This window comes from Niveispirillum sp. FG148, from assembly GCF_057809655.1.
The window spans coordinates 34257-54724 of the sequence record NZ_JBMDKJ010000007.1; the positions used below are offsets into that span (position 1 = coordinate 34257).

A 20468-nucleotide genomic window follows, 5' to 3' on the forward strand; every position below is an offset into this window, starting at 1 on the left:
GCCGCGCCGCAGCGAGTGCAACGCAACACCATCGTCTTAACCACGGTTTTTGATATCTTCCAAACGTCCAAGCGCCTCGGCGCGTCCGAGAATTTCCGCCACCTCGAAAATCGGCGGAGAGACGGTGGTTCCGGTCAGGGCGGCGCGCAGCGGCTGTGCCACCTTGCCCAGCTTCAGGCCGTTGGCTTCGGCAAACTCGCGCACGATGCCTTCCAGCGTGGCAGCATTCCATTCCGCCGCACCTGCGAACTTCTCCGTCAGGGCCGCGATCTGGCTGGCGACATCGGCCGTCAGCAGGGCCGCGGCCTTGTCATCCAGCGCCAGCGGGCGGGCGGCGAACAGGTAGAGCGCGCCGTCAGCCAGTTCGATCAGGGTCTTCACCCGCGGCTTGAAACCGGGGATGGAGCGCAGGAACCGGTCCTTCTCCACATCCGACAGGGCGCGGCCGATCTTGGCCTCGATAAAGGGTGCGGTCAGGGCGACCAGACGCGCATCGTCTGCCTCGCGGATATAATGCGCGTTCAGGTTTTCCATCTTGGCGAAGTCCAGGCGCGAGGGCGACCGGCCGATGCCTTCCAGCGTGAACCAGTCGATGGCCTGGCTGGTGGAGATGATTTCCGCGTCACCATGGCCCCAGCCCAGACGCAGCAGGTAATTGCGCATGGTTTCCGGCAGGAAGCCCATGTCGCGATAGGCCTCGATGCCCAGGGCACCATGGCGCTTGGACAGCTTGGCCCCATCCGGCCCGTGGATCAGGGGGATGTGGGCGAATTCCGGCGCCGCCCAGCCCATGGCATTGTAGATCTGCAGCTGGCGGAAGGTGTTGGTCAGATGGTCGTCGCCACGAACGACATGGGTGACGCCCATGTCGTGGTCGTCCACCACCACAGCCAGCAGATAGGTGGGCGTGCCATCGGAACGCAGCAGGATCAGATCATCCAGCTGGCTGTTCTGCACCTTCACCTCACCCTGGACATGGTCCTTCACGATGGTTTCGCCATCGCGCGGGGCCTTCAGGCGGATGGCGGGGGCCACACCGGCCGGCGCTTCGGACGGGTCGCGGTCGCGCCAGCGCCCGTCATAGCGCGGCTGCTGCCCGGCGGCCTTCTGCGCCTCACGCATGGCGTCCAGTTCTTCCGGGGTGCAGTAGCAGCGATAGGCAGTGCCGTTGGCCAGCATCTGGTCCACCACCTCGGCGTGGCGGTCCTTGCGTTCAAACTGGCTGATCGCCTCCCCGTCCCATTCCAGGCCCAGCCATTTCAGCCCGTCCAGAATGGCATCCACGGCGGCCTGGGTGGAACGCGCGCGGTCCGTATCCTCAATCCGCAGCAGGAACTTGCCCTGATGGTGCTTGGCAAACAGCCAGTTGAACAGCGCCGTGCGGCCGCCGCCGATATGCAGATAGCCGGTGGGGGAAGGGGCGAAACGGGTGACGATCATTGCGAAACTCTTATGGTTCCCATACGGGAAGATGATTGTTTGCGGGCTGGTGTAGCACAGGCCCGGCGGCCCTGAATAGCGCACGACCGGGGCCTCACCCCCCGCAAAAAGTCGTGGGTGCCGGTCCGGTTTCACCCCCGCCCTGGATTGAACGGCCGGTGGACCGCGCCAAGGGGCCGGCGCCACCATTTATGCCCAACCGGATGGTGATATCGGGGGAATTTTCATCTACTTTTATGCCGCAGACGGGGGGAGGCGGCATGGGGGTATCTGCGGTTCTGTCACATTGGCCGGGGCGGTTCCTGGCGGCGCTGTCGGCGGAGCGGTCACGCTGGGTCCTGTGGTTTCCGGTGCTGGTCGGGATCGGTATTGCTGCCTATTTCGCGTTGGAATGGGAGCCGGCGGGATGGGGCGGGGGCGTATCGCTGGTCCTGGCGCTGTCCGCGTCCGGTGTCGTGCAATGGCGCCGGCCGGAATGGGCGGCCCTGGCCTGGATCGGGCTGGTCGGGCCCGCTCTGGGCTTCACGGCGGCGCAGGTGCGCACCGCCCTGGTGGATGCGCCGCAGATGCAGGCGGAGATCGGGCCGACCGGCGTTACGGGTCGGGTCACCAGCATCGAACGCCTGACGGCCGGATTGCGGCTGGTGCTGGATCAGGCGATGATCCAGGGGGTGGCGCCCCCGGACACGCCCGCCGCCCTGCGCATTTCCGTCCGCAAGGCCAGTGTGGTGCCGGAGGCGGGGGACCGGGTCCGTCTGTTCGCCGCCGTCGGGCCACCGGGCGATCCGGTGGAACCCGGCGCCTTTGATTTTCGCCGGCACCTGTATTTCCAGAGGATCGGTGGCAGCGGCTTTGCCCTGGGGGCCCTGCGCATCCAGCAAAAGGGCCCGGCCGATGCGTTCGTGCTGGAACGCTGGCGTCAGATCATCGCTGAACGGGTATCGCAACGCCTGCCCGGTGCCGTGGGCGGGATGACGGCGGCCCTGCTGAACGGGGAGGTGGCGGGTATTCCGGAAGAGGACATGGTGGCGATGCGCCAGTCCGGCCTTCAGCATCTCCTGTCCATCTCCGGCCTGCATGTCGGGCTGGTGGCAGGGCTGGTCTTCCTGATCCTGCGTGGGGGCATGGCCCTGATCCCGGCCCTGGCGTTGCGCCATCCCATCAAGAAATATGCGGCCGTGGCGGCGCTGGCGGCGGCGTTCTTCTACATGCTGCTGGTGGGGTCGCCGGTACCGACGCAGCGATCGGTGCTGATGACGGCTGTCATGTTGCTGGCCGTGCTGGTGGACCGTAACCCCTTCTCCCTGCGGGTGGTGGGGGTGGCGGCCCTGGCGGTCATCCTGGTCCAGCCCGAAGCCCTGGTCGGGCCCAGCTTCCAGATGTCGTTCGCCGCCGTCATCGCCCTGATCGCGGCGTTCGAGGTCATCACACCCTGGATGGCCGCGCGACGACAGGAGGGGGGCGGGGGGCGGCTGGGCCGGATCGCCACCTATGTCGGCGGGCTGGCCCTGACCTCGCTGGTGGCGGGGTCGGTGACCATTCCCTTCGGTCTGCACCATTTCCAGCAGATGCAGAATTACGGCCTGCTGGCCAACATGGTGGCGGTGCCGATCACCAGCTTCTGGGTGATGCCCTGGGGCCTGATCGTCTGCCTGCTGATGCCGTTCGGGCTGGAAGGCTGGGCCGTGACCGCCATGGGCTGGGGCGTGGAGCTGATCCTGGAAACCGCGCATCGTGTCGCCGACCTGCCGGGGTCGGCCGTGCCGCTGCCGCTGCTGCCGGGCTGGGGGCTGGCGCTGTTCACCCTGTCGGGCCTGTGGCTGTGCCTGTGGCAGGGGCGGGTGCGGCGGCTGGGCTTCATCGGCATGGCCTTGGGCCTGCTGGCGCTGCCGCTGGCCGACCGGCCCGATCTGCGGGTCAGCGGCGATGGCAAGGTGGTGGGTGTGCGGATGGCCGATGGCGGCATGGCCGTATCCACGCGCCGGGCCGGCCGTTTCGACAGCGATGAATGGGCCCAGCGCGACGGGTTGACCGACAATGTGCGCAGTTGGCCCAAGCAGGGAACCAAGGATGGACGGTTGCGCTGCGATGCCGGCGCCTGTGTCTATGCCGCGGACGGCCGCCGCGTCGGTATCGCCCTGATGCCGGATGCGGTGGCAATCCTGTGCGGGCAGGAGGTGGAGGCGATCGTCGCCCGCTGGAATGTGCGCGATTGTCCGGTGCCGTTGATCATCGACGGATCGGCCCTGGCCGCCCGCGGCGCCCATGCCCTATATTTCCAGCCCACCGGCATCCAGGTCGAGACGACCCGGCCGGCACCGGGGGCGCGGCCCTGGAACTGACGCGAAGGGGGCAGGAATGGACCAGCGGGGTGATTTCCGCGTGAAGCGTGTCTATGCGGCGTCGGCCGAGGCGGATGGCATGAGGGTGCTGGTCGATGCGCTGTGGCCGCGCGGTATCGCCAAGGACAAGGCCCGCATCGATCTGTGGCTGAAAGAGGTGGCGCCCAGCCACGATCTGCGCCGGCGCACCCATGCCGATCCGGACAACTGGCATCTTTTCCCGCCCGCCTATGCCGCTGAACTGGCGGGACCGGCAGGTCAGGCGGCGCTGACCCGGCTGCGGGAACTGGCGGCGGCGGGGCCGGTGACGCTGCTGTTCGCGGCCAGGGACGAAGCGCGCAACAATGCCACCGTCCTGGTCGACATCCTGACCGGGGCGTAGTGCGTATTTCCACTGACCAGAAACAGCGTTAATCCGCACCCAGCAGCGGCAGCAGGATGTTGGGCATGAAGTCGATGAGGAAATGCGCCAGGATGGCGGCCGGCAGGTTGCGCTTCCAGGCATAGAAGCCGGTCAGGATGCTGCCCAGGATCAAGGCGATCAGCATGCCGGCGATACCGCCATTGGCATGGGACAGGGTGAAGGCGGCCAGCGGCAGCAAGGCGGCGACCAGACGGCTTCCCGTCAATGCGCCCAGGCGGTCCATCGCGTAACCGCGATAGAAAATTTCCTCCACCAGCCCCGCACGTATCACGATCAGCAGTTTCAGCCAGATCGGGGTGACGAAGGCGCCCTTGGCCTCGCCGCCATAGGAGAGCCCAAGCGCGCTGATCAGGCCCAAGGCGCCAAATGTGCCGGCCAGAAGCGCGACGCCCAGCCCCAAGCCCATCAGGGCCGTGCGGCCCGGCCTTTCGATGGTCAGCCCGATGGACGCCAGCGGCAGCCGCTCGCCCCGCCGGACAATCCACAGCAGGGCCCCCAGCAGCAGGAACGCCGCGCCTTCGCGCAGCAATATCGGCAATTCGGAAACAGGCGTTCCTACCAGCAGCCGATAGTTACCCATCAACAGCGGCAATCCCGCCATGGCAATGCAAAGGCCGGCCACGGTCCAGCCGCGACCCGTCTGATGCTGTTCAATCATGGAACTGCCCCATCTTTCCCCATCCCCGGCGCCGGTCAACGCCGATTGCTGGCCTGACAGCAAGCGGTGGGCCAAAGGGAAAAGAGGCGGAAACCCGTGCTTTCCGTCGGATGGGCCGACGACCCCCTGTTCGTTTCTGAACAGGGGGTGTCCGGAAATGAACAGGGCCCCGGTTACGGCTTCTTGCCGTACAGGTTTTCACGCTCCTTGTCCGACATGGGCGTGCCGACGGGCTTCACCTTGTCCGCCAGCAGGCCCAGGCCGCGCTGCACCGCCGGCCGGGCGGCGATGGCGTTGAACCAGCGCTGCACGTTGGGATAGTCGTTCAGGTCGATTTCATATTTGGGGGCGCTGCGGACCCAGGGGAAGGTCGCCATATCGGCGATGCCGTAATCATCGCCGCCCAGATAGGCGGCCTCGCCCAGCCGGGTATTGGCTACCTTCAGCAGGCGCTTGGCCTCGTTGCGGTAGCGTTCGATGCCATAGGGCACCTTTTCCGGGGCGTAGAGGATGAAATGGCCGGCCTGGCCGAACATCGGGCCGACGCCGCCCATCTGCCACATCAGCCACTGGATGTGCGTGTACCAGACGGCGGGATCGGCGGGCCGGAACTGCCCCGTCTTTTCCGCCAGATAGATCAGGATGGCGCCGCTTTCAAACAGGCTGAACGGCTTGCCCCCGGGGCCGTCGGGATCGACGATGGCGGGCATACGGTTGTTGGGGGCGATCTTCAGGAAGTCGGGCTGGAACTGTTCGCCGGCGCCGATATTCACGGGATGGACATCGTAATCCAGGCCCATCTCCTCCAGGGCGATGGAAACCTTATAGCCGTTGGGTGTCGGCCAGGCATGAAGCTGAATGGTCATCGAAGGCTGATCCTTGCGTGACAGTGGGGGGAATAACCGCACCCTATCGGCAAAGAAACGGTGGGGGAAGTGAGGGGGCGCACACAAGCGCCCTCACTTCCCCCGCCATTGACTGGCTTTGCAGCCTTGGATCAGGCGGCGCGGATGTCCGCCAGGAACTTTTCCACCTGACCGCGCAGCTGCTCCGATTGCAGGGCCAGTTCGCGGGCGGCACCCAGTACTTGGTGGGCCGAGGTGCCGGTCTGCGAGGCGGCTTCGGTCACCTGGCTGACATTGGCCGATACTTCCTGGGTTCCCGATGCCGCCTGGGTGACGCTGCGGGAAATTTCCGTGGTCGATGCGCCTTGCTGCTCCATGGCGGCGGCAATGGAGGCACCGATTTCCGAGACCGACTGGATGGTGGTGCCGATGGAGCGAATGGCGGAGACTGAGCTGTCCGTTGCCTGCTGCACCGATGCCACCTGTGCCGCGATCTCTTCCGTTGCCTTGGAAGTCTGATTGGCCAGGGCCTTCACCTCCGACGCTACCACCGCAAAGCCCTTGCCGGCTTCCCCGGCACGGGCAGCCTCGATCGTCGCGTTCAGGGCCAGCAGGTTGGTCTGTCCGGCAATGTCCTGGATCAACTGCACGACGGCGCCGATGCGGGACGCCGCCTCCGCCAGTCCGGCCACGGTGTCATCGGTGTGGCGCACCTCCGTATAGGCCTTGTCGGAGATGGTCTTGGACCGGTTGACCTGATTGTTGATCTCCAGAATGCTGGCGGCCATTTCCTCGGCAGCGGCGGCCACGGTCTGCACATTGGCTGTTGTCTGCTCGGCAGCGGCGGCGGCGGCCGTTGCCTGGCGATTGGTTTCCTCTGCGATGGCGCTCATCGATTGGGCGGTGGCGTCCAGTTCTGTGGCGGCGGCGCTGACGGCACGCAGGACAGACGAGGCCTTGCTGTCGAATTCCTGGATCATCTCCGCGACCACGGCGGCGCGGCGTTCCTTGGCGGCCTGCTCAGTCTTCTGTGCGTCAGCCAGTCGGTCCGCTTCGATCAACCCTTCCTTGAACACCTCAACGGCGCGGGCCATCGCACCCAGTTCATCCTGGCGTGCTGCGCCGGAAACATGGGCAGACAGGTCATGCCGGGCCAGGCGCATCATGATATCCGTAAGGGTGCCCATCGGCCGTACCACGCTGCTGATCAGGGACCAGCCGGCGCTGACGCCGACGACCAGGGCGATGACGATGGCGATACCGATGCCAATCTGCGAATTGCTGATGGATGTGTTGATGTCGTCAGCGGCGGCCTTCGCGGCCTTGGTGTTCAATTCTACCAGGGCTTCCAGGTCGGCCTGGGCGTCGCGATAGAGCGGCGACAGCTTCTCTGTCATCAGGTTGCCGGCCTGCTCGGTCTGATTTTTGTAGGAGAGTTCCTGAACCGTGGGCCACAGGGAGAGATAATTCCGCCACTTCTCGCTGAACCGGCGATAGATCTCGTCCTCCTCCTTGGAGGAAATAAGCGGTTCGTACTTGAGCCGGTTGGCGTCGAAGCTTTTCTGGAAGCCATCAATCCGCCCTTCCGCAGCCTTCATGTCCGACTGGGTCGTCGCGATGATGTGCTGGAACTGCGTGGACCGGACGCGCAGGACATCGACATTCATCGCGCCAAGATACTTGATGGATGGCAGGGCATTGTCACTGACCAGGATGGAGGCGTTGTCGATACCTTGCAGACGCCAGAGGCTGAATCCACCCAGCAAGGCAGTGACGACCAGAATTCCCGCAAAAGCCAGGAAGACCTTAGCTTTGATAGTTAGTTTATCGAACATCTTGCCCTGCCATTGTATGTTCAGCGGAGATTGCGTGCAGGGCTTACGGTTAAATCCGTTGCCCTCTGCGCTACAATCTATGCTCAGGGATAGCGGACCGGGCGCGCCTGTCCCGATCCGGTCAGGGAACGTCCGCCAAGCCGTCGAACCATTCCCCAGAATCTGTGGATAAGTGTGTGGCTAACTGCGTTGGGAACCCTGTATGGGCGTTGCGGGCTGCGGGTCAGATGAAAATGCACAAAATATAGGCAACGAGAGGGCCATAATCTGGGTTATCAGATCCGTGCCAACACGAAAGCGTGAAAATTCGTTTATTCACAACAGGATAGTGACGAACGCGCCATATCGGGGCATCGGCCGGGCCAGGCGGCTGTTGCGGTTGTGTCGCCCGGGCGTTATGCGCCGGACGATCGGCTTATGCTGTTTCCAATGCAAAAACACGCATGCCAGATTCAATGTGCGGGGTATCGCGCACGGTGGACAAGTGCAGGTCAAGTCATCGCCGGCCGCGTGCCCTGGTCATCATTGGGGGCGCTGGCGGGAAGTCTGACGCTGACCACCGTTCCTTTGCCGGGAACGGAATTGATGTCCAAGACGCCACCCAGCATCTCGACAAAGCGACGGGTCAAGGGCAGGCCGAGACCCGTACCTTTTGGATGGGGCCGGTCGGTGCGGCGGACCTGCCCAAACGGCTTCATCGCCATGGGCATGTCGTGTGCCGCGATGCCGATGCCGGTATCGCGGATGATCAGGATGACAGCCCCGCCATCGTCAATGCCACCAACCTCTACCGTCACGCGTCCACCCCGGGGGGTAAATTTGATGGCGTTGGAGGCCAGATTGATGACGATCTGGCGGATCTTGTCCGGGTCGGTGCGGATGCGCAGCGGTTTATCCGGAATGACGACATGAAGGTCGACACCGCTGCCGTCGGCCAACTGGCGCAACATGCGCGTGCTGTCCCGGACGGCGGCGCCAATATCGATGTCGCGCACATCCAGCGTGTCGGCCCCTGCCTCTGCCCGCGCCAGATCCAGGGTGCCATCGACGATGGCCAGCATATGCGTGGCGGCCTGATGAATATCGACGGCGTATTCCCGGTATCGGTCGTCCGCGTGGGGGCCGTGCGCATCATCCCGGATCAGTTCGGAGAAGCCGATGATGGCGTGCAGGGGCGTACGAAGCTCGTGGGCAGCACCTGCCACCACTTCGGCATTGCGCCGGCTGTCCTCCGTCGCGCGCCCCCCCTGATCCAGCAGCTTGCGCTCCGCTGCCTTCAGCAGCGCCAGGGCGTCTGCCAGCTTCTGCGACCGATCGGCGGCGCAGCGTTCTGCCAGGGCCAGCCGATGGCGCAGACGGACGCAGGACAACAGCCGCAGGGACAGCTCTTCCATGCTGTCGGGACGGTCCATCACCTCGGCAACGCCCAGTTCCAGTGCCTGGATGCGCTGATCGGGCGTAATGGTATCGCCGATCATGATGATGGTGGGGTCGACCGGCAGGTCGGCGGCACGGATATTGGCCGTCAGCCCCAGCGGCGCCTCGACATGGTGCAGATCAACAATGATCAGAAGCGGCCGACGGTCCCGGCAAACGGCAAGCAGATCTTCCGTTTTGCGCAGGAAGCGCAGGTCCACGGCCGGGGTCGATCGCTTCAGCGCCGCGGGAGCCGGATATCGGTCTTTGTCACCCCCGACGACCAGGATCGTCGGGGGATCGTCTTTCACGTACATTTCAAGTCAGGATGGCTGGATTGACCCTATCAATGCCATGCTTCAGGCGACTTGTCGCCTGCAACCTTTGCCCGGGTAGCGCATAGGCGTTACGAACCAGATGGGGTATCTCCAACGGCTGTGGGGCCGTCCCAGGACCGCGCCGCCGCGTCATCACTGTCGCGGGCTTCGATCCAGCGGTCGCCACCGCCCGTTTCTTCCAGCTTCCAGAAGGGCGCTTTGGTCTTCAGCCAATCCATCAGGAACTGGCAGGCGGCAAACGCCGCCTCCCGATGTGCCGATGCGCAGGCAACCAGCACGATGCGGTCGCCCGGGTCCAGCCGCCCGTAGCGATGGATGATCAGGCAGGACCGCAAGGGCCAGCGTGCCCTGGCCTCGGCCTCTATCGCCTCCAGTTGCCGCTCCGTCATGCCGGGATAATGTTCCAGCGTCAGGGCGCGCACTGTGCCCGGCACCTCCCCCGCGTCGGGGTGCAGGTCCCGCACCAGCCCTACAAAGCTGCACAGACCGCCCACGCCGGTATCGCCATCGGTCAAGGCCGCCAGTTCGGCGCCGATGTCGAAATCCTGCCGCTGGACCTTGACGGTCATCAGCCGCCCGTCACCGGCGGGAACAGCGCGACCTCGTCCCCCGCTGCGACGGGGTGGGAGAAGGGCACATATTCCTGGTTCACGGCCACCTTCACCACGTCCAGGTTGGCCAGGGCGTCAGCATAGCCGGGCCCGCGGCCGCGCAGCCAGTCGATCAGGCCGGCGACATCGGCCACGCCGTCCGGCAGGGCCACCCGTTCCTCCGCCATCCCGATCTTGGTCCGCAGCCAGGCGAAATACAGCAGTTTCAACATGGTCTCACCCTTCCGCCTTCAGCATGTGGCGCAGGCCCGCGCGCAGATAATCCCAGCCCGTCAGCAGGGTCAGGGCCGCCGCCAGCCACAGGCCGACCTCCCCGATCTCCGTCACGGGCCAGCCTTCCGGCCCGTCATGGCCCACGATCAGCCAGCCGATGGCCCCCATCTGGATACCCGTCTTCCATTTGGCAAGGCGGCTGACGGGCAGGGAGACGCGCAGTCCCGCCAGGAATTCGCGCAGGCCCGATACCATCACTTCCCGCAGCAGGATGATGATGGCGGGGATGGTGGCCGATCCTTCGATCTTGCCTACGGCCACCAGCATCATCAGCACGGCCGCCACCAGCAGCTTGTCGGCGATGGGGTCCAGGAACTTGCCGATCAGGCTCTCCTCCCGCCAGATGCGGGCCAGATAGCCGTCGAACCAGTCGGTGATGCAGGCAGCCGCGTACAGGCCCAGGGCCGTCCAGGCACTCAATTTGCCGGGGAAGAAGAACAGGGCCACGACCAGCGGGATGACCGCGATGCGCGACAGGGTCAGGATATTGGGCAGGCTGGTCAGCATGGGCGCCAAGGCAGAAGGGGAGGGGTCGGCCGTCGGGGCCGCATCCTATCCTTCCCCATGGAAATGGTCATAGATGATTCTGGCGACGGCCGCACTGATCCCCTCCACGGCCTGCAGATCGGCCAGGCCGGCGCGCGAAACGGCGCGGGCGGAACCGAAATGCAGCAGCAGCGCCTTCTTGCGCCGAGGCCCGATTCCCTGGATCTCGTCCAGGGGGGAGGTGGTGATGGCCTTTTCCCGTTTGGCCCGGTGGGTGCCGATGGCGAAACGGTGCGCCTCGTCCCGCAGGCGCTGCAAATAGTAAAGCACGGGGCTCTTATGCTCCATGCCGAAGGGCGGGCGGCCGGGCATGAAGAATCGCTCCCGCCCGGCATCGCGGTCCGGACCCTTGGCGATGGCAACCAGGGGTACATCCTCGATCCCCAGTTCGGCCATCACTTCCATGACCACGCCCAGCTGTCCTTCACCGCCGTCGATCAGCACCAGATCGGGCCAGCTTTCGCCCGCCCGCTCCGGATCCTCTTTCAAGGCGCGTTCGAATCGGCGGGTGAACACCTCCCGCATCATGGCGAAATCATCGCCGGCGGCTCCTTCGGTCTTGATGGTGAATTTGCGGTAGGCATTCTTGATGAAGCCGTCGGGGCCGGCCACGATCATGCCGCCAATGGCATGCGCGCCCTGGATATGGCTGTTGTCATAGACCTCGATGCGCTGGGGCGGTTCGGCCAGGCAGAAGGCGTCGGCCACGCCGGCCAGCAGTTTGGTCTGGCTGCCCGTTTCGGCCAGACGGCGCCCATGGGCGTCGCGGGCATTGTTGATGGCGTGGTCGACCAGCCGCTTCTTGTCGCCGCGCTTGGGCGTGTGCAGTTCCACCTTCGAACCGGCGCGCACAGACAGCGCCTCTTCCAGCAGTTCCTGTTCAGGCAGGTCGTGGCTGACCAGGATCAGGGCGGGGGCGGCCTTGTTATCGTAGAACTGGGCGATGAAGGCGGCCAGAACCTCGTCGGCCTCCATGACCTTGTCATGGCTGGGGAAATAGGCGCGGTTGCCGTAATTGCGCCCGCCGCGGAAGAAGAAGACCTGTACGCAGGTGCTGCCGCCATCCTGAAAGGCGGCGATGATGTCGGCATCATCTACGCCCTCGACATTGATGTCCTGATGCGCCTGGATGGCAGTCAGGGCGCGGATACGGTCACGCAGCTTGGCCGCGCGTTCAAATTCCAGGGCCTCGGCCGCTGCCTGCATATCGGCGGCCAGAGCGGCCTGGATATCGCGGCTGCGGCCTTCCAGGAACTGCCTGGCCTCGCGCACCTGCTCGGCATATTCGGCCGGCGTCACCTTCTCCACGCAGGGCGCGGTGCAGCGCTTGATCTGATATTGCAGACAGGGGCGGGTGCGGGTGTTGAACACCGTGTCGGCACAGGTCCGGAGCTGGAACGCGCGCTGCAACGCCGTCAGCACGCGGTTGACGGCCCCGGCCGAGGCAAAGGGACCGTAATAGGAACCAGCCTCCGTCCGCGTGCCGCGATGCTTGGTCAGTTGCGGGAAATCCTGCCCGCCCGTGATCAGGATATGGGGGAAGGTCTTGTCGTCGCGCAGCAGCACATTGTAGCGCGGCATCAGCTTCTTGATCAGGTTCGATTCCAGCAGCAGCGCCTCCACCTCCGTATGGGTGGTGACGAACTCCATCTGCGTGGTTTCGGCGATCATGCGCTGCAGCCGGATGGGCAGCTTCACCGGCATCGTATAGTTGGTGACACGCTTCTTCAGGCTGCGCGCCTTGCCGACATAGAGCGCATCGCCCTCGTCATTCAGCATGCGATAGACACCCGGCCGGTCGGGCAGGGTGCGCAGATAGCCCTTGATGATGTCCACACCGCGGTTCAGGTCGGCCACGGCGCGCTTGCGCCGGCCAGGCGCAACCGGCGCGGCATCCGTGTCGGGTCCGGGGGGCGGATTATGGTCGGCATCGTCATGCATGGTCCAAGCATGTGGCCGATCCGTCGTCGCCGGTCAATCGGTGATGCATCTGCCGGGAAAAAGCGACCGCCATGGCCGAAGGTGGTAGCAGACCACCGCAACGGGAGAGGCCCGCCATCGACACCCTGTCCTTTCGACGGGCGAAGCCGGTCTGGTGATTGTCCCGGGGGATTTCCACGGAATCTGTGGATAAGTCTGCGGACAAGTGCGGTGGGGAGTGGTGCGGAGCCAGGGAGTCTGCGGCTTTGACGCGATTGCCTAAAATCTAGGCATAAAATATCATGTTATTGATTTTATTGAATGTTTTGTAAGTCAAGGAGACATTGAACTGTCATGATCGATATTCGGGGGCTTGACTCTGCCGATGATGCCTGTGTAGCGCGGTTCATTGTCGGCCTGTGTAAAAGTTTAGGACCGTGGGCGCAGCGGGCAGGACGGGATTCGCGCGGCGATGGGACGGGACACCCTGTCCCAGTCCGTTAAGAATTGGTTTACGGAAGGTGCCGCGCGTTAGTTGTGACTTACCCCCTGCTGGCCCCCCGCTGACAATGACAGCGGTCACCAGCGATGGGCAAAGGGTCACCTTGTGTAGGAATGCATGCCCCTGTCCTCAGCATCACACGCGTGCAGCCACCGCATCCCATTCCGCTCCGACCCGGAATGAACACGTCATCGGACCGGATCGGCGGGTTTCAGGGCCAACATATCGGATCGGAACAAGCAGGCGGTTGATTTCCCAGGATTTTTGTGCGGCGCAACAAAGAAGTTGACGAAAAAAGCGGCAAAGCGCATTATCTGCTTCAGTCATATTGCGGTGCAGCAGGACGCTGCCGGCGTGACGCTATGCTGACGACAGCCCCAGGGGATGATGATGGCCACCGTTAAGAACCCGTTTATGGACTTCGATCCCACGAAGTTCTTCGACCTGAGCCGCCTGACGGACTTCCAGAAGGCCTTTACGGAATTCAAGCTGCCCAGCCCGGATTTCGAAGGCGTGGTCGCCGCGCAGCGCCGTAACGTCGAAGCCATCGTCGCCGCCAACCAGCTGGCCATCGAAGGCTATCAGGCCGTCGCCCGCCGTCAGGCCGAGATCATCCGCCAGTCCCTGGAAGAGACCTCCTCCATCGTCACCGAGCTGCTGGCCGCCGGCACGCCGGAAGACAAGGTCGCCAAGCACGCCGCCCTGGTGAAGTCCTCCTTCGAGAAGGCCTCGGCCAACCTGAAGGAACTGTCGGAACTGGTCGCCAAGTCGAACAGCGAGGCCGCTGAGGTCCTGTCCAAGCGCGTCAAGGAAAGCATCGAGGAATTGCAGGCCGTTCTGGCCAAGGTCGGCGCCAAGAAGGCCTGATCCGCATAAGCCGGATGCCGTCAGTTGCGGGCCGCCCCTCCGGGGCGGCCCTTTCTGTCTGTGGGGAACGGCAGAACAACACCGCTTTCGGACGGCGGGTGGGCGGCATGGCGATGCCGCTTGTCGAGATACATGGTGGCATCGGCGTGGCGCAGCAGGCTGTCAATGTCGCGCCCGTCCCCGGGGGCATGGGCAGTGCCCAGACTGATCCATGCCTGCATCTGGGCGTCGTCGAACGGAACCGGGCCTTCTACCAGCCGGCGCAGGTGGTCGCCGGCAGCGGCCAGTGCCTCCGCCCCATCGATATCGTTGAAGAACACGACGAATTCGTCCCCGCCGATACGGGCCGCCAGCTCGCCGGCGCCCAGACCCGCGCGCAGCCGGTCGGCCACGGCCACCAGCATGGCGTCCCCGCCGGCATGCCCATAACGGTCGTTCACGGATTTGAACCGGTCCAGATCGAAAAAGCACAGGCCGAAGCCCGGACCTCCGCGGGCAAGCCGGGCCAAAGCCCGCGTCAGCACCGTTTCCAACTGATGCCGGTTCGCCAGCCCGGTGAGGGGATCGATCTGGCTGATGGCCAGCATCTGCTGGCGCACCCGTAAATTGACCGACAGCATCAGCCCATAGACCCAGCCGAGGGCGCAGAGGGCGACCAGGGTGAACAGGGTGGCGTTGAGGTGCGGATAGGGGAAGCCTTCCCCCGCCGACCGCGTCCAAGTGACCAGCCACCGGTAGGCGGCGGTGGCGGCCACCAGCAGGAAGAACCCGGCGGCCATGCCATGGACAATGCGTTCCTGGGCATTTGTCCGCCACATCATGACCAGGGCCGCGACAATCAGGGCCACGACACAGATCCCGTCATGCCAGAGATATCGCCATTCCTGCGCCTCGCGGTTCAGAATGGAGATGGTCACCACCAGCAGAATGGCCAGCGTCAACAGGGGCTTATAGGCCGCAGGACGGCCAAAGTCCCGAAACCGGACCGCCCCGTCGATCAGAAGCAGCATGGCGCACAGGTTGAACGAGTTGCTGATGGCGATTATGGCATAGCCGTTCAGAATGCCGGCCATCCCCAGCACGGCCAGCAGCCAGGCGCCGACATGCAGGCACTGCGACAGGGACCAGCTGCCCAGGCCGGGAACCGTGGGGTTGATGCGCCAGACAACGATGAAGGCAATGGCGTTGATCCCCGCCAGGGCCGCCACGATCGTCGACATGTCAAAGAAATCCAGTCCCGGCATCGCCCCCGCCCCGGACACCATCCCCGCTTGTAATTGTATGTGCAGGACGCGCCGGGGCACCAGCGCCGCTATCCTATACGTCAGGATGGGAGAGGATCGTCCAGCCGGTCCATGATGGGTTCGGGCGGCGGCATCTGGGAATTCTGTCGGCCCCGTTTATCCTGGTACATGTCGGCATCAGCCTGCTGCAGCAGTGTCGCCGGTTCCTGTCCCCGGCTGGGGGCCATGGCGATCCCCAGACTGACGCGAATCTGAATATCCATGTCCAGATCCGATGGAACCGGTCCTTCCACCGCCCGCCGCAGGCGCTGGGCAACTTCATCCAGGGCCGCGGCGTCCGGCAGATCCCGCAGCAGCACGACGAATTCGTCGCCCCCCATGCGCGCGGCCTGATCCTGGATGCGCAGGGAACGGCACAGCCTGTCCGCCACAAGCTGAAGAACCTTGTCACCGACGGCGTGGCCATATCGATCATTGATCGATTTGAAACCATCCAGGTCAAGATAGACGATGCCCTGCAATCCGCTGCTGCGGGACCGTTCGGCAAGTACCCGTTCCAGCCCCAGCAGCAGGGCCCGTCTGTTGTCGAGCCCGGTCAGCGGATCAATCAGGCCCATCAGTTCCACCTGATGCCGCGCCGCCGCATTGATCGACAGGATCAGGCCGTAAAGCGTGCCCAGACTGCACAGGGTGATGGTGCCGAAGACAGCATAGTTCAGGGATTTGGCCGACATGTCGGTCCAGCCCAGCAATACCGCTGCCGCCAGACCCCAACGGCAGGCGAAGGTCAGGGCCTGGGCCCCGACATAGAAGGCGGTCAGAAAATGGGGCAACCGCTGATACGGTTCCGTCCGCCACAGCATGGCAGCCGCGGTGCCACCCAGCAGCAGCATGGCCACGGCGTCGTGGAACAGATAGCGGGCGGCCGCATCCTCCCGGTTGACCAGGGACATCACGATGGTGATGGCGAAGGTGACGAACAGCCAGGGTCGGCGTGTCGCCGCACCCGCAACCGCCCGGAACCGCAAGGCCCCTTCAAACAGCAGGATCATGCTGCCTAGATTCAGCATGTTGTTGAAGGCGGTGTAAAAGGGGTCGTTCAGAAGCCCCAGATTGACGAACATGCTGGGGATCCAGGCCACGGTAGCCGCAGCCTGCGCGCCCGCCCACAGACGCAGCCCCGCCATCCGGGGCTGTATCCGCCAGACAATACACATGGCAACGCAATTGATCAGGGCGACCGCCCCGATCAGCGTCGACAAGGTGAAGAACTGCACCATCGTCATTTGACCGCCCGCGGCCAGTCGATCCAGCGTCAATAAAAGGGATTATTACAGAAACAAAGTGACGTGTGTCATGCCCAATTCGTCAACAGCCGGAAAAACAAAGGGCCCCGATTTCAACATCGGAGCCCTTTATCTGATCATGCCGGTCGAGACCGCAATATTCAGCCGCGCGGCTGTTGCGGCGGCGGCAGATTGGTCCGATAGGACGGGAATGCGATCGGCCGCTGCTCTTCCTTGCGGCTGGCAGAGATTTCAATCTCCATCCGCGCGATGACCTTGCGCAACTCGTGCAGCGCGTCGGTCAGCCCCTGTACACCGCCACCCGTCTGGCCCTTCCAGGCGCGATAGGCTTCGGCACAGACCTTGGCCGCCGCGTCCATGCGTTCATCCGCCGGTGCCGTCGGCGTCTCCGCGGCTTCCAGACGGGCCGGGTTACGCTGCTGCTGACGATAGGGATAGACAACGTCGATCGGTCCCTCGCCAGCGGCGGCGAAATCCACATTGGTGCGTTCAGCGGGCGGCTGACGGTCACGCTCGAAATCGCGCGGCGGGCGGTTGCCGCCTTCAAAACGATCCCGACCTTGGCGTTCACCGCCCTGACGCTCGCCGCCCTGACGGTCACTGCCGAAGCGGTCGCGCTGCGGACCCGGCTGCCCCCCCTGCGGGAAGCGTGGAACATTGGCCGTCAACTGGCGGCGCGGTTCACCCGGCTGACCACGGCTTTCCCCGCGGTCACCCCGTTCGCCCCGACCTTCGGCGCGAAATTCAGGACGATCGCCCCGTTCGGGACGCGGCTCGCGCGGCTCGCGCGGCTCTCCCTGGAAACGGCCTTCCCGTTCCGGCCGCGGCGGACGGCCTTCACGGCCTTCAAACCGGCGGGCGGCGGGCACGTCGCCATTGCGGCCGCTGTCATGCGTGAACGTCGGTTCACGCGACGGCGTCTCGGCGGGCGGCGCGTCCGTTGCGGGGATGGCAGCGGGTGCGTCGGGTGCAGCGGCAACCGGCACCGGAGCCACGGGGGCCTCTTCGGTTCGCGGCGTTGCCACGGCGGGCGGTGCCTGCACGGCCGGCGACGCTTCGACCACCGGGCGGGGGGCACGCCGGGCGGGGCGCGCGGCCTCTTCCACCACGGGTGCTGCCACGGGAGGGGCGGCGGCCACGGGCGCCTCCACCTTCTCGATCACAGGCGCGGCCGGCGGGGTCTCTTCCCCCTCGGTTGCGGTCATGCCAGCAGCTTCGGCCTTGCGGACGATATAGGAGATGGCGCTGGGCGTGCAGTCGAATTCCCGGGCGATGGCGGACAGGGTTGCACCCGCCTTGTAACGCTCCAGGATTCTCGGCCATGCGGACTGCGGAATTCGGCCCCGGCGCTTGGGGGACTCCGCATCACCTTCGGTTTCGGCGTTCAAGATGTCACTCGGTTGCCAGAGAGGCTCATGCGTCATTGAGCGGATTCACGAGAATGGCAGCCCATGGGACGGATGAGGTGCAAAGGTGTCGGAAGCCGGTGCGGAATCCAGTAAACCAAGCGTGCCGCCAATGGAAAGCTGCCAGATTTTGTGCGTTCAGATATGGGCGAATTGTGAATGAAATGAAAGAAAGAAGAACGCGGCTGCGAAAAAAAATCGGCAGGCTAGACCTGCGCGACACGAATGGTTCGTCCGCGCAACGATCGCGATCTGACGCACCCTTCACGCCGGCATCGCACGCCCTTGCATCTACAGGGCGGCTTGGGGCACAGTCGCCGCAGCTCCCTTCATCCATTACAGGCTGTCATCATGACTGTCTTTCACCCGGTCCTGCGTGCCGTCGCCGCTGTTGCGACCATCGCCACATTGGCCGCGACACCGGCCCTGGCCGCCCCGCCCCCATCCAAGGGGCCGTGCTATTCGGTGGCCGAGTTCGAGGCGGAACAGGGCATCCGGCTGCACACCGAGCTGATGGTCGTCGGCCTGACCTGCCAGTACATGGACGTGAAGGGCGAGGCCAGCCTGTTCAACCAGTACAAGCTGTTCACGTTGAAACACCAGGCCCGCATCCAGGCCTGGGAAAAGACGCTGGTGGACTATTACAAGCGCACGGCCAAGGGCAACCCGACGCGCAATTTCGACACGTTCCGCACGCGTCTGGCCAACGAGACGTCGCAGCGCGCCATCGCCCTGTCGACCCCGGTCTTCTGTGGCACGCATGCGCCGCTGGTGGCGAAGGCCATGGCGGCCAGCATCGAGGATATCCAGAACGGCTTCTCCCCCGACCGTGATGGCGTGCGCGTGGCCAATGCCCCGCGCTGCGATCGTCCGGCGCCGCCGAACCTGATCGCCGACGCCACGCAGGCGCCGCCCACCCGCGTCGCCACGGCCACCCCGGCCCCGGCGCCCGCCGCGGCGGCCCCGGTCAAGGCGAAGGCAAAGGCCAAGGCGCAGTAGTCGGCACGCGGGGTCGGTCGCACGGGTCCCGCAGTCGCGATCCCGCCTTGTCCGGCCGGCCGTCAGCGTCAGGCGGTCGTGCTGAACATCAGGATGCCGTCATCGCGGCGCTGCTGCTGCAGGCGCCCCTGTCGGACCAAATGGTTGAGATGGGCCAGCGCCTCCCCCGCGGCGAACACCATCTGATGCACGTCCAGCGGCCGGCGGAACATCATGCGGGTGATGTCGGCGATGCTGCGCGGCTGGTCCGCGCAGCTATCCAGGGCTTCCTGCAACCGCTCCTGATGATGGCGGGTCAATTCATCGATCCGGTCATGCAGGCTGCTGAACGGTTCCCCGTGCGAGGGCAGGACCAGTGTATCGGCCGGCAGAAGCCGCAGTCGCGCCAGCCCGTCCAGGAAGTCGGACAGCGGATCTGCCAGCGGCTCGGCGGGAAAGACGCTGACATTCGGACTGATCCGCGGCAGCACCATGTCGCCGGCGATCAGCACCCTGTCACCTTCACTGAACAGGCAGGCATGTTCAGGTGAATGCCCGCCGGACGTGATGATGGTCCAGTCGCGCGTCCCGACGCGCAGCCGCATGCCGGCGCGCAGACGGTTGTAACTGGCCGGGACGCCGGGCACGGCATGCGCATAGGCGTGGCCGCGTTCTTCCAGCCCCACCAGCATGGCCGGTTCCAGCCCCATGGTGGCGTAGAATTCCCGGCTGGCCTGTGCCGACCCGTCAGACGTGTCCAACGACAGCAGCCGGGCCAGCAGCCATTCCGCCTGGGTCATCCAGAGCGGTGCCGGGAACCGGTCGCAGAACCAATGCGCCAAGCCGATATGGTCGGGATGGAAATGGGTGACGATCACCTTGGTCACCGGCTCCCCCGCCAGGGGGCCTTCCAGGATTTCCTGCCACAGCGCGCGCGTCATCTTGGACGACACGCCCGTATCCACCACGGCCCATCCCGGTTCGCCGGCCGGTGTGGCATCGCGTAGAAGCCAGACATTGATGTGGTTCAGCGCGAAAGGCAGCGGAAGGCGCGCCCGCAGGATGCCGGGCGCCATCTCCGTCAAGGTGGGGGGCGCGGCGATGGGGGAGGCGAGGGCGGTCACGGGAGGCAGGCCTTTCAGGCTGGGTCGGTCGGCGAACCATCCTGCAACTGCACAAAAGCAATCACCAGCGATTATTCCGGCGGTGGTCCTTTGTCATGACGGCATGATGGAAACTGTCATGATCGCTGCGGTACATGCCCGTCACCATGCGGGAGGAAACGGCGATGGACGGCCGACGGGACTATATTATCGAAATCGAGGACGAAGCCGTGGGGCTGGCGGTCGGCGAGCAGGACGAGGTTGTGTTTCACGCGGTCCATCCAGCCGTGCAGCGACTGCATGGCCGGCACTTCCCCGACGCCGCGACAGCCCGGCGTGAAGCCATGAAAGCCTTTCGCAGCGCGGCATAGAACAGCTTCAAATCCTCATCCTTAATTGTTCAGCCAAATGGG

At 64.8% G+C, this 20468-nt stretch carries 18 protein-coding genes; 5 read left to right on the top strand and 13 right to left on the bottom strand.

Annotated elements, in window-relative coordinates; genetic code table 11:
- Positions 1-36 precede the first annotated feature (36 nt).
- Entirely contained in the window at positions 37-1440 is a 1404-nt protein-coding gene (gene gltX, locus ACODTW_RS09810; protein WP_488945797.1) for a glutamate--tRNA ligase, read from the bottom strand.
- A 260-nt stretch (positions 1441-1700) separates the two neighbouring features.
- Here gltX and ACODTW_RS09815 point away from each other — a divergent pair, with 260 nt between their 5' ends.
- A complete protein-coding gene (locus ACODTW_RS09815) occupies positions 1701-3782 on the top strand; it encodes a ComEC/Rec2 family competence protein (RefSeq protein WP_488945798.1) in 2082 nt (693 codons plus the stop codon).
- A gap of 16 nt (positions 3783-3798) precedes the next feature.
- Entirely contained in the window at positions 3799-4164 is a 366-nt protein-coding gene (locus ACODTW_RS09820; protein ID WP_488945799.1) for a DUF488 domain-containing protein, read from the top strand.
- A gap of 28 nt (positions 4165-4192) precedes the next feature.
- On the opposite strand, the gene ACODTW_RS09825 is transcribed toward ACODTW_RS09820, so the two are convergent.
- From ACODTW_RS09825 to uvrC, 8 genes are all read right to left on the bottom strand, one after another.
- Complete coding sequence (locus tag ACODTW_RS09825; protein ID WP_488945800.1) at positions 4193-4864, bottom strand: CPBP family intramembrane glutamic endopeptidase; 672 nt, start codon at positions 4862-4864, stop codon at positions 4193-4195.
- A 173-nt stretch (positions 4865-5037) separates the two neighbouring features.
- Positions 5038-5730 (bottom strand): glutathione binding-like protein, encoded by a 693-nt coding sequence (locus tag ACODTW_RS09830; RefSeq protein ID WP_488945801.1) that lies wholly within the window; start codon positions 5728-5730, stop codon positions 5038-5040.
- 131 nt (positions 5731-5861) lie between these two features.
- Positions 5862-7544 (bottom strand): methyl-accepting chemotaxis protein, encoded by a 1683-nt coding sequence (locus ACODTW_RS09835; RefSeq protein WP_488945802.1) that lies wholly within the window; start codon positions 7542-7544, stop codon positions 5862-5864.
- Between the two features lie 491 nt (positions 7545-8035).
- On the bottom strand, positions 8036-9271 hold the full coding sequence (locus tag ACODTW_RS09840) for a sensor histidine kinase (RefSeq protein WP_488945803.1): 1236 nt from the start codon (positions 9269-9271) through the stop codon (positions 8036-8038).
- A gap of 95 nt (positions 9272-9366) precedes the next feature.
- A complete protein-coding gene (locus ACODTW_RS09845) occupies positions 9367-9867 on the bottom strand; it encodes a molybdenum cofactor biosynthesis protein MoaE (protein ID WP_488945804.1) in 501 nt (166 codons plus the stop codon).
- The gene (gene moaD / locus ACODTW_RS09850) at positions 9867-10118 is read right to left on the bottom strand and encodes a molybdopterin converting factor subunit 1 (RefSeq protein WP_488945987.1); all 252 of its coding nucleotides are present in this window, start codon (positions 10116-10118) and stop codon (positions 9867-9869) included. Before moaD ends, ACODTW_RS09845 begins: the two co-directional genes overlap by 1 nt.
- A gap of 7 nt (positions 10119-10125) precedes the next feature.
- Complete coding sequence (gene pgsA / locus ACODTW_RS09855) at positions 10126-10689, bottom strand: CDP-diacylglycerol--glycerol-3-phosphate 3-phosphatidyltransferase (RefSeq protein WP_488945805.1); 564 nt, start codon at positions 10687-10689, stop codon at positions 10126-10128.
- A 45-nt stretch (positions 10690-10734) separates the two neighbouring features.
- Positions 10735-12669 carry an excinuclease ABC subunit UvrC gene (gene uvrC / locus ACODTW_RS09860; protein WP_488945806.1) on the bottom strand — a complete coding sequence of 645 codons (1935 nt, stop codon included), beginning with the start codon at positions 12667-12669 and terminating at the stop codon, positions 10735-10737.
- Positions 12670-13564: 895 nt separating this feature from the next.
- On the opposite strand from uvrC, the gene ACODTW_RS09865 reads away from it, so the two are divergent.
- Positions 13565-14017: a phasin family protein gene (locus tag ACODTW_RS09865; RefSeq protein WP_488945807.1), complete on the top strand. Its 453-nt coding sequence runs from the start codon at positions 13565-13567 to the stop codon at positions 14015-14017.
- 20 nt (positions 14018-14037) lie between these two features.
- Here the strand turns inward: ACODTW_RS09865 and ACODTW_RS09870 are convergent, their stop codons facing one another.
- From ACODTW_RS09870 to ACODTW_RS09880, 3 genes are all read right to left on the bottom strand, one after another.
- Positions 14038-15237 (bottom strand): GGDEF domain-containing protein, encoded by a 1200-nt coding sequence (locus tag ACODTW_RS09870; RefSeq protein WP_488945808.1) that lies wholly within the window; start codon positions 15235-15237, stop codon positions 14038-14040.
- 104 nt (positions 15238-15341) lie between these two features.
- A complete protein-coding gene (locus tag ACODTW_RS09875; protein ID WP_488945809.1) occupies positions 15342-16547 on the bottom strand; it encodes a GGDEF domain-containing protein in 1206 nt (401 codons plus the stop codon).
- Positions 16548-16708: 161 nt separating this feature from the next.
- Positions 16709-17956, bottom strand: a complete 1248-nt coding sequence (locus tag ACODTW_RS09880) for a helix-turn-helix domain-containing protein (protein WP_488945811.1) — start codon at positions 17954-17956, stop codon at positions 16709-16711.
- A gap of 369 nt (positions 17957-18325) precedes the next feature.
- Here ACODTW_RS09880 and ACODTW_RS09885 point away from each other — a divergent pair, with 369 nt between their 5' ends.
- Positions 18326-18973 (top strand): hypothetical protein, encoded by a 648-nt coding sequence (locus ACODTW_RS09885; protein WP_488945812.1) that lies wholly within the window; start codon positions 18326-18328, stop codon positions 18971-18973.
- Between the two features lie 68 nt (positions 18974-19041).
- On the opposite strand, the gene ACODTW_RS09890 is transcribed toward ACODTW_RS09885, so the two are convergent.
- Positions 19042-20076 carry an MBL fold metallo-hydrolase gene (locus ACODTW_RS09890; RefSeq protein ID WP_488945813.1) on the bottom strand — a complete coding sequence of 345 codons (1035 nt, stop codon included), beginning with the start codon at positions 20074-20076 and terminating at the stop codon, positions 19042-19044.
- A gap of 134 nt (positions 20077-20210) precedes the next feature.
- Between ACODTW_RS09890 and ACODTW_RS09895 the strand changes: the two genes are divergently transcribed.
- On the top strand, positions 20211-20426 hold the full coding sequence (locus ACODTW_RS09895) for a hypothetical protein (RefSeq protein ID WP_488945814.1): 216 nt from the start codon (positions 20211-20213) through the stop codon (positions 20424-20426).
- Positions 20427-20468: the final 42 nt, after the last annotated feature.

What these genes read in the sequence shown, in the direction of transcription:
- gltX (WP_488945797.1), bottom strand. Translation starts at nt 1,440, where the DNA reads ATGATCGTCACCCGTTTCGCCCCTTCCCCCACCGGCTATCTGCATATC.
- ACODTW_RS09815 (WP_488945798.1), top strand. Translation starts at nt 1,701, where the DNA reads ATGGGGGTATCTGCGGTTCTGTCACATTGGCCGGGGCGGTTCCTGGCG.
- ACODTW_RS09820 (WP_488945799.1), top strand. Translation starts at nt 3,799, where the DNA reads ATGGACCAGCGGGGTGATTTCCGCGTGAAGCGTGTCTATGCGGCGTCG.
- ACODTW_RS09825 (WP_488945800.1), bottom strand. Translation starts at nt 4,864, where the DNA reads ATGATTGAACAGCATCAGACGGGTCGCGGCTGGACCGTGGCCGGCCTT.
- ACODTW_RS09830 (WP_488945801.1), bottom strand. Translation starts at nt 5,730, where the DNA reads ATGACCATTCAGCTTCATGCCTGGCCGACACCCAACGGCTATAAGGTT.
- ACODTW_RS09835 (WP_488945802.1), bottom strand. Translation starts at nt 7,544, where the DNA reads ATGTTCGATAAACTAACTATCAAAGCTAAGGTCTTCCTGGCTTTTGCG.
- ACODTW_RS09845 (WP_488945804.1), bottom strand. Translation starts at nt 9,867, where the DNA reads ATGACCGTCAAGGTCCAGCGGCAGGATTTCGACATCGGCGCCGAACTG.
- pgsA (WP_488945805.1), bottom strand. Translation starts at nt 10,689, where the DNA reads ATGCTGACCAGCCTGCCCAATATCCTGACCCTGTCGCGCATCGCGGTC.
- uvrC (WP_488945806.1), bottom strand. Translation starts at nt 12,669, where the DNA reads ATGCATGACGATGCCGACCATAATCCGCCCCCCGGACCCGACACGGAT.
- ACODTW_RS09865 (WP_488945807.1), top strand. Translation starts at nt 13,565, where the DNA reads ATGGACTTCGATCCCACGAAGTTCTTCGACCTGAGCCGCCTGACGGAC.
- ACODTW_RS09870 (WP_488945808.1), bottom strand. Translation starts at nt 15,237, where the DNA reads ATGTCGACGATCGTGGCGGCCCTGGCGGGGATCAACGCCATTGCCTTC.
- ACODTW_RS09875 (WP_488945809.1), bottom strand. Translation starts at nt 16,547, where the DNA reads ATGACGATGGTGCAGTTCTTCACCTTGTCGACGCTGATCGGGGCGGTC.
- ACODTW_RS09885 (WP_488945812.1), top strand. Translation starts at nt 18,326, where the DNA reads ATGACTGTCTTTCACCCGGTCCTGCGTGCCGTCGCCGCTGTTGCGACC.
- ACODTW_RS09895 (WP_488945814.1), top strand. Translation starts at nt 20,211, where the DNA reads ATGCCCGTCACCATGCGGGAGGAAACGGCGATGGACGGCCGACGGGAC.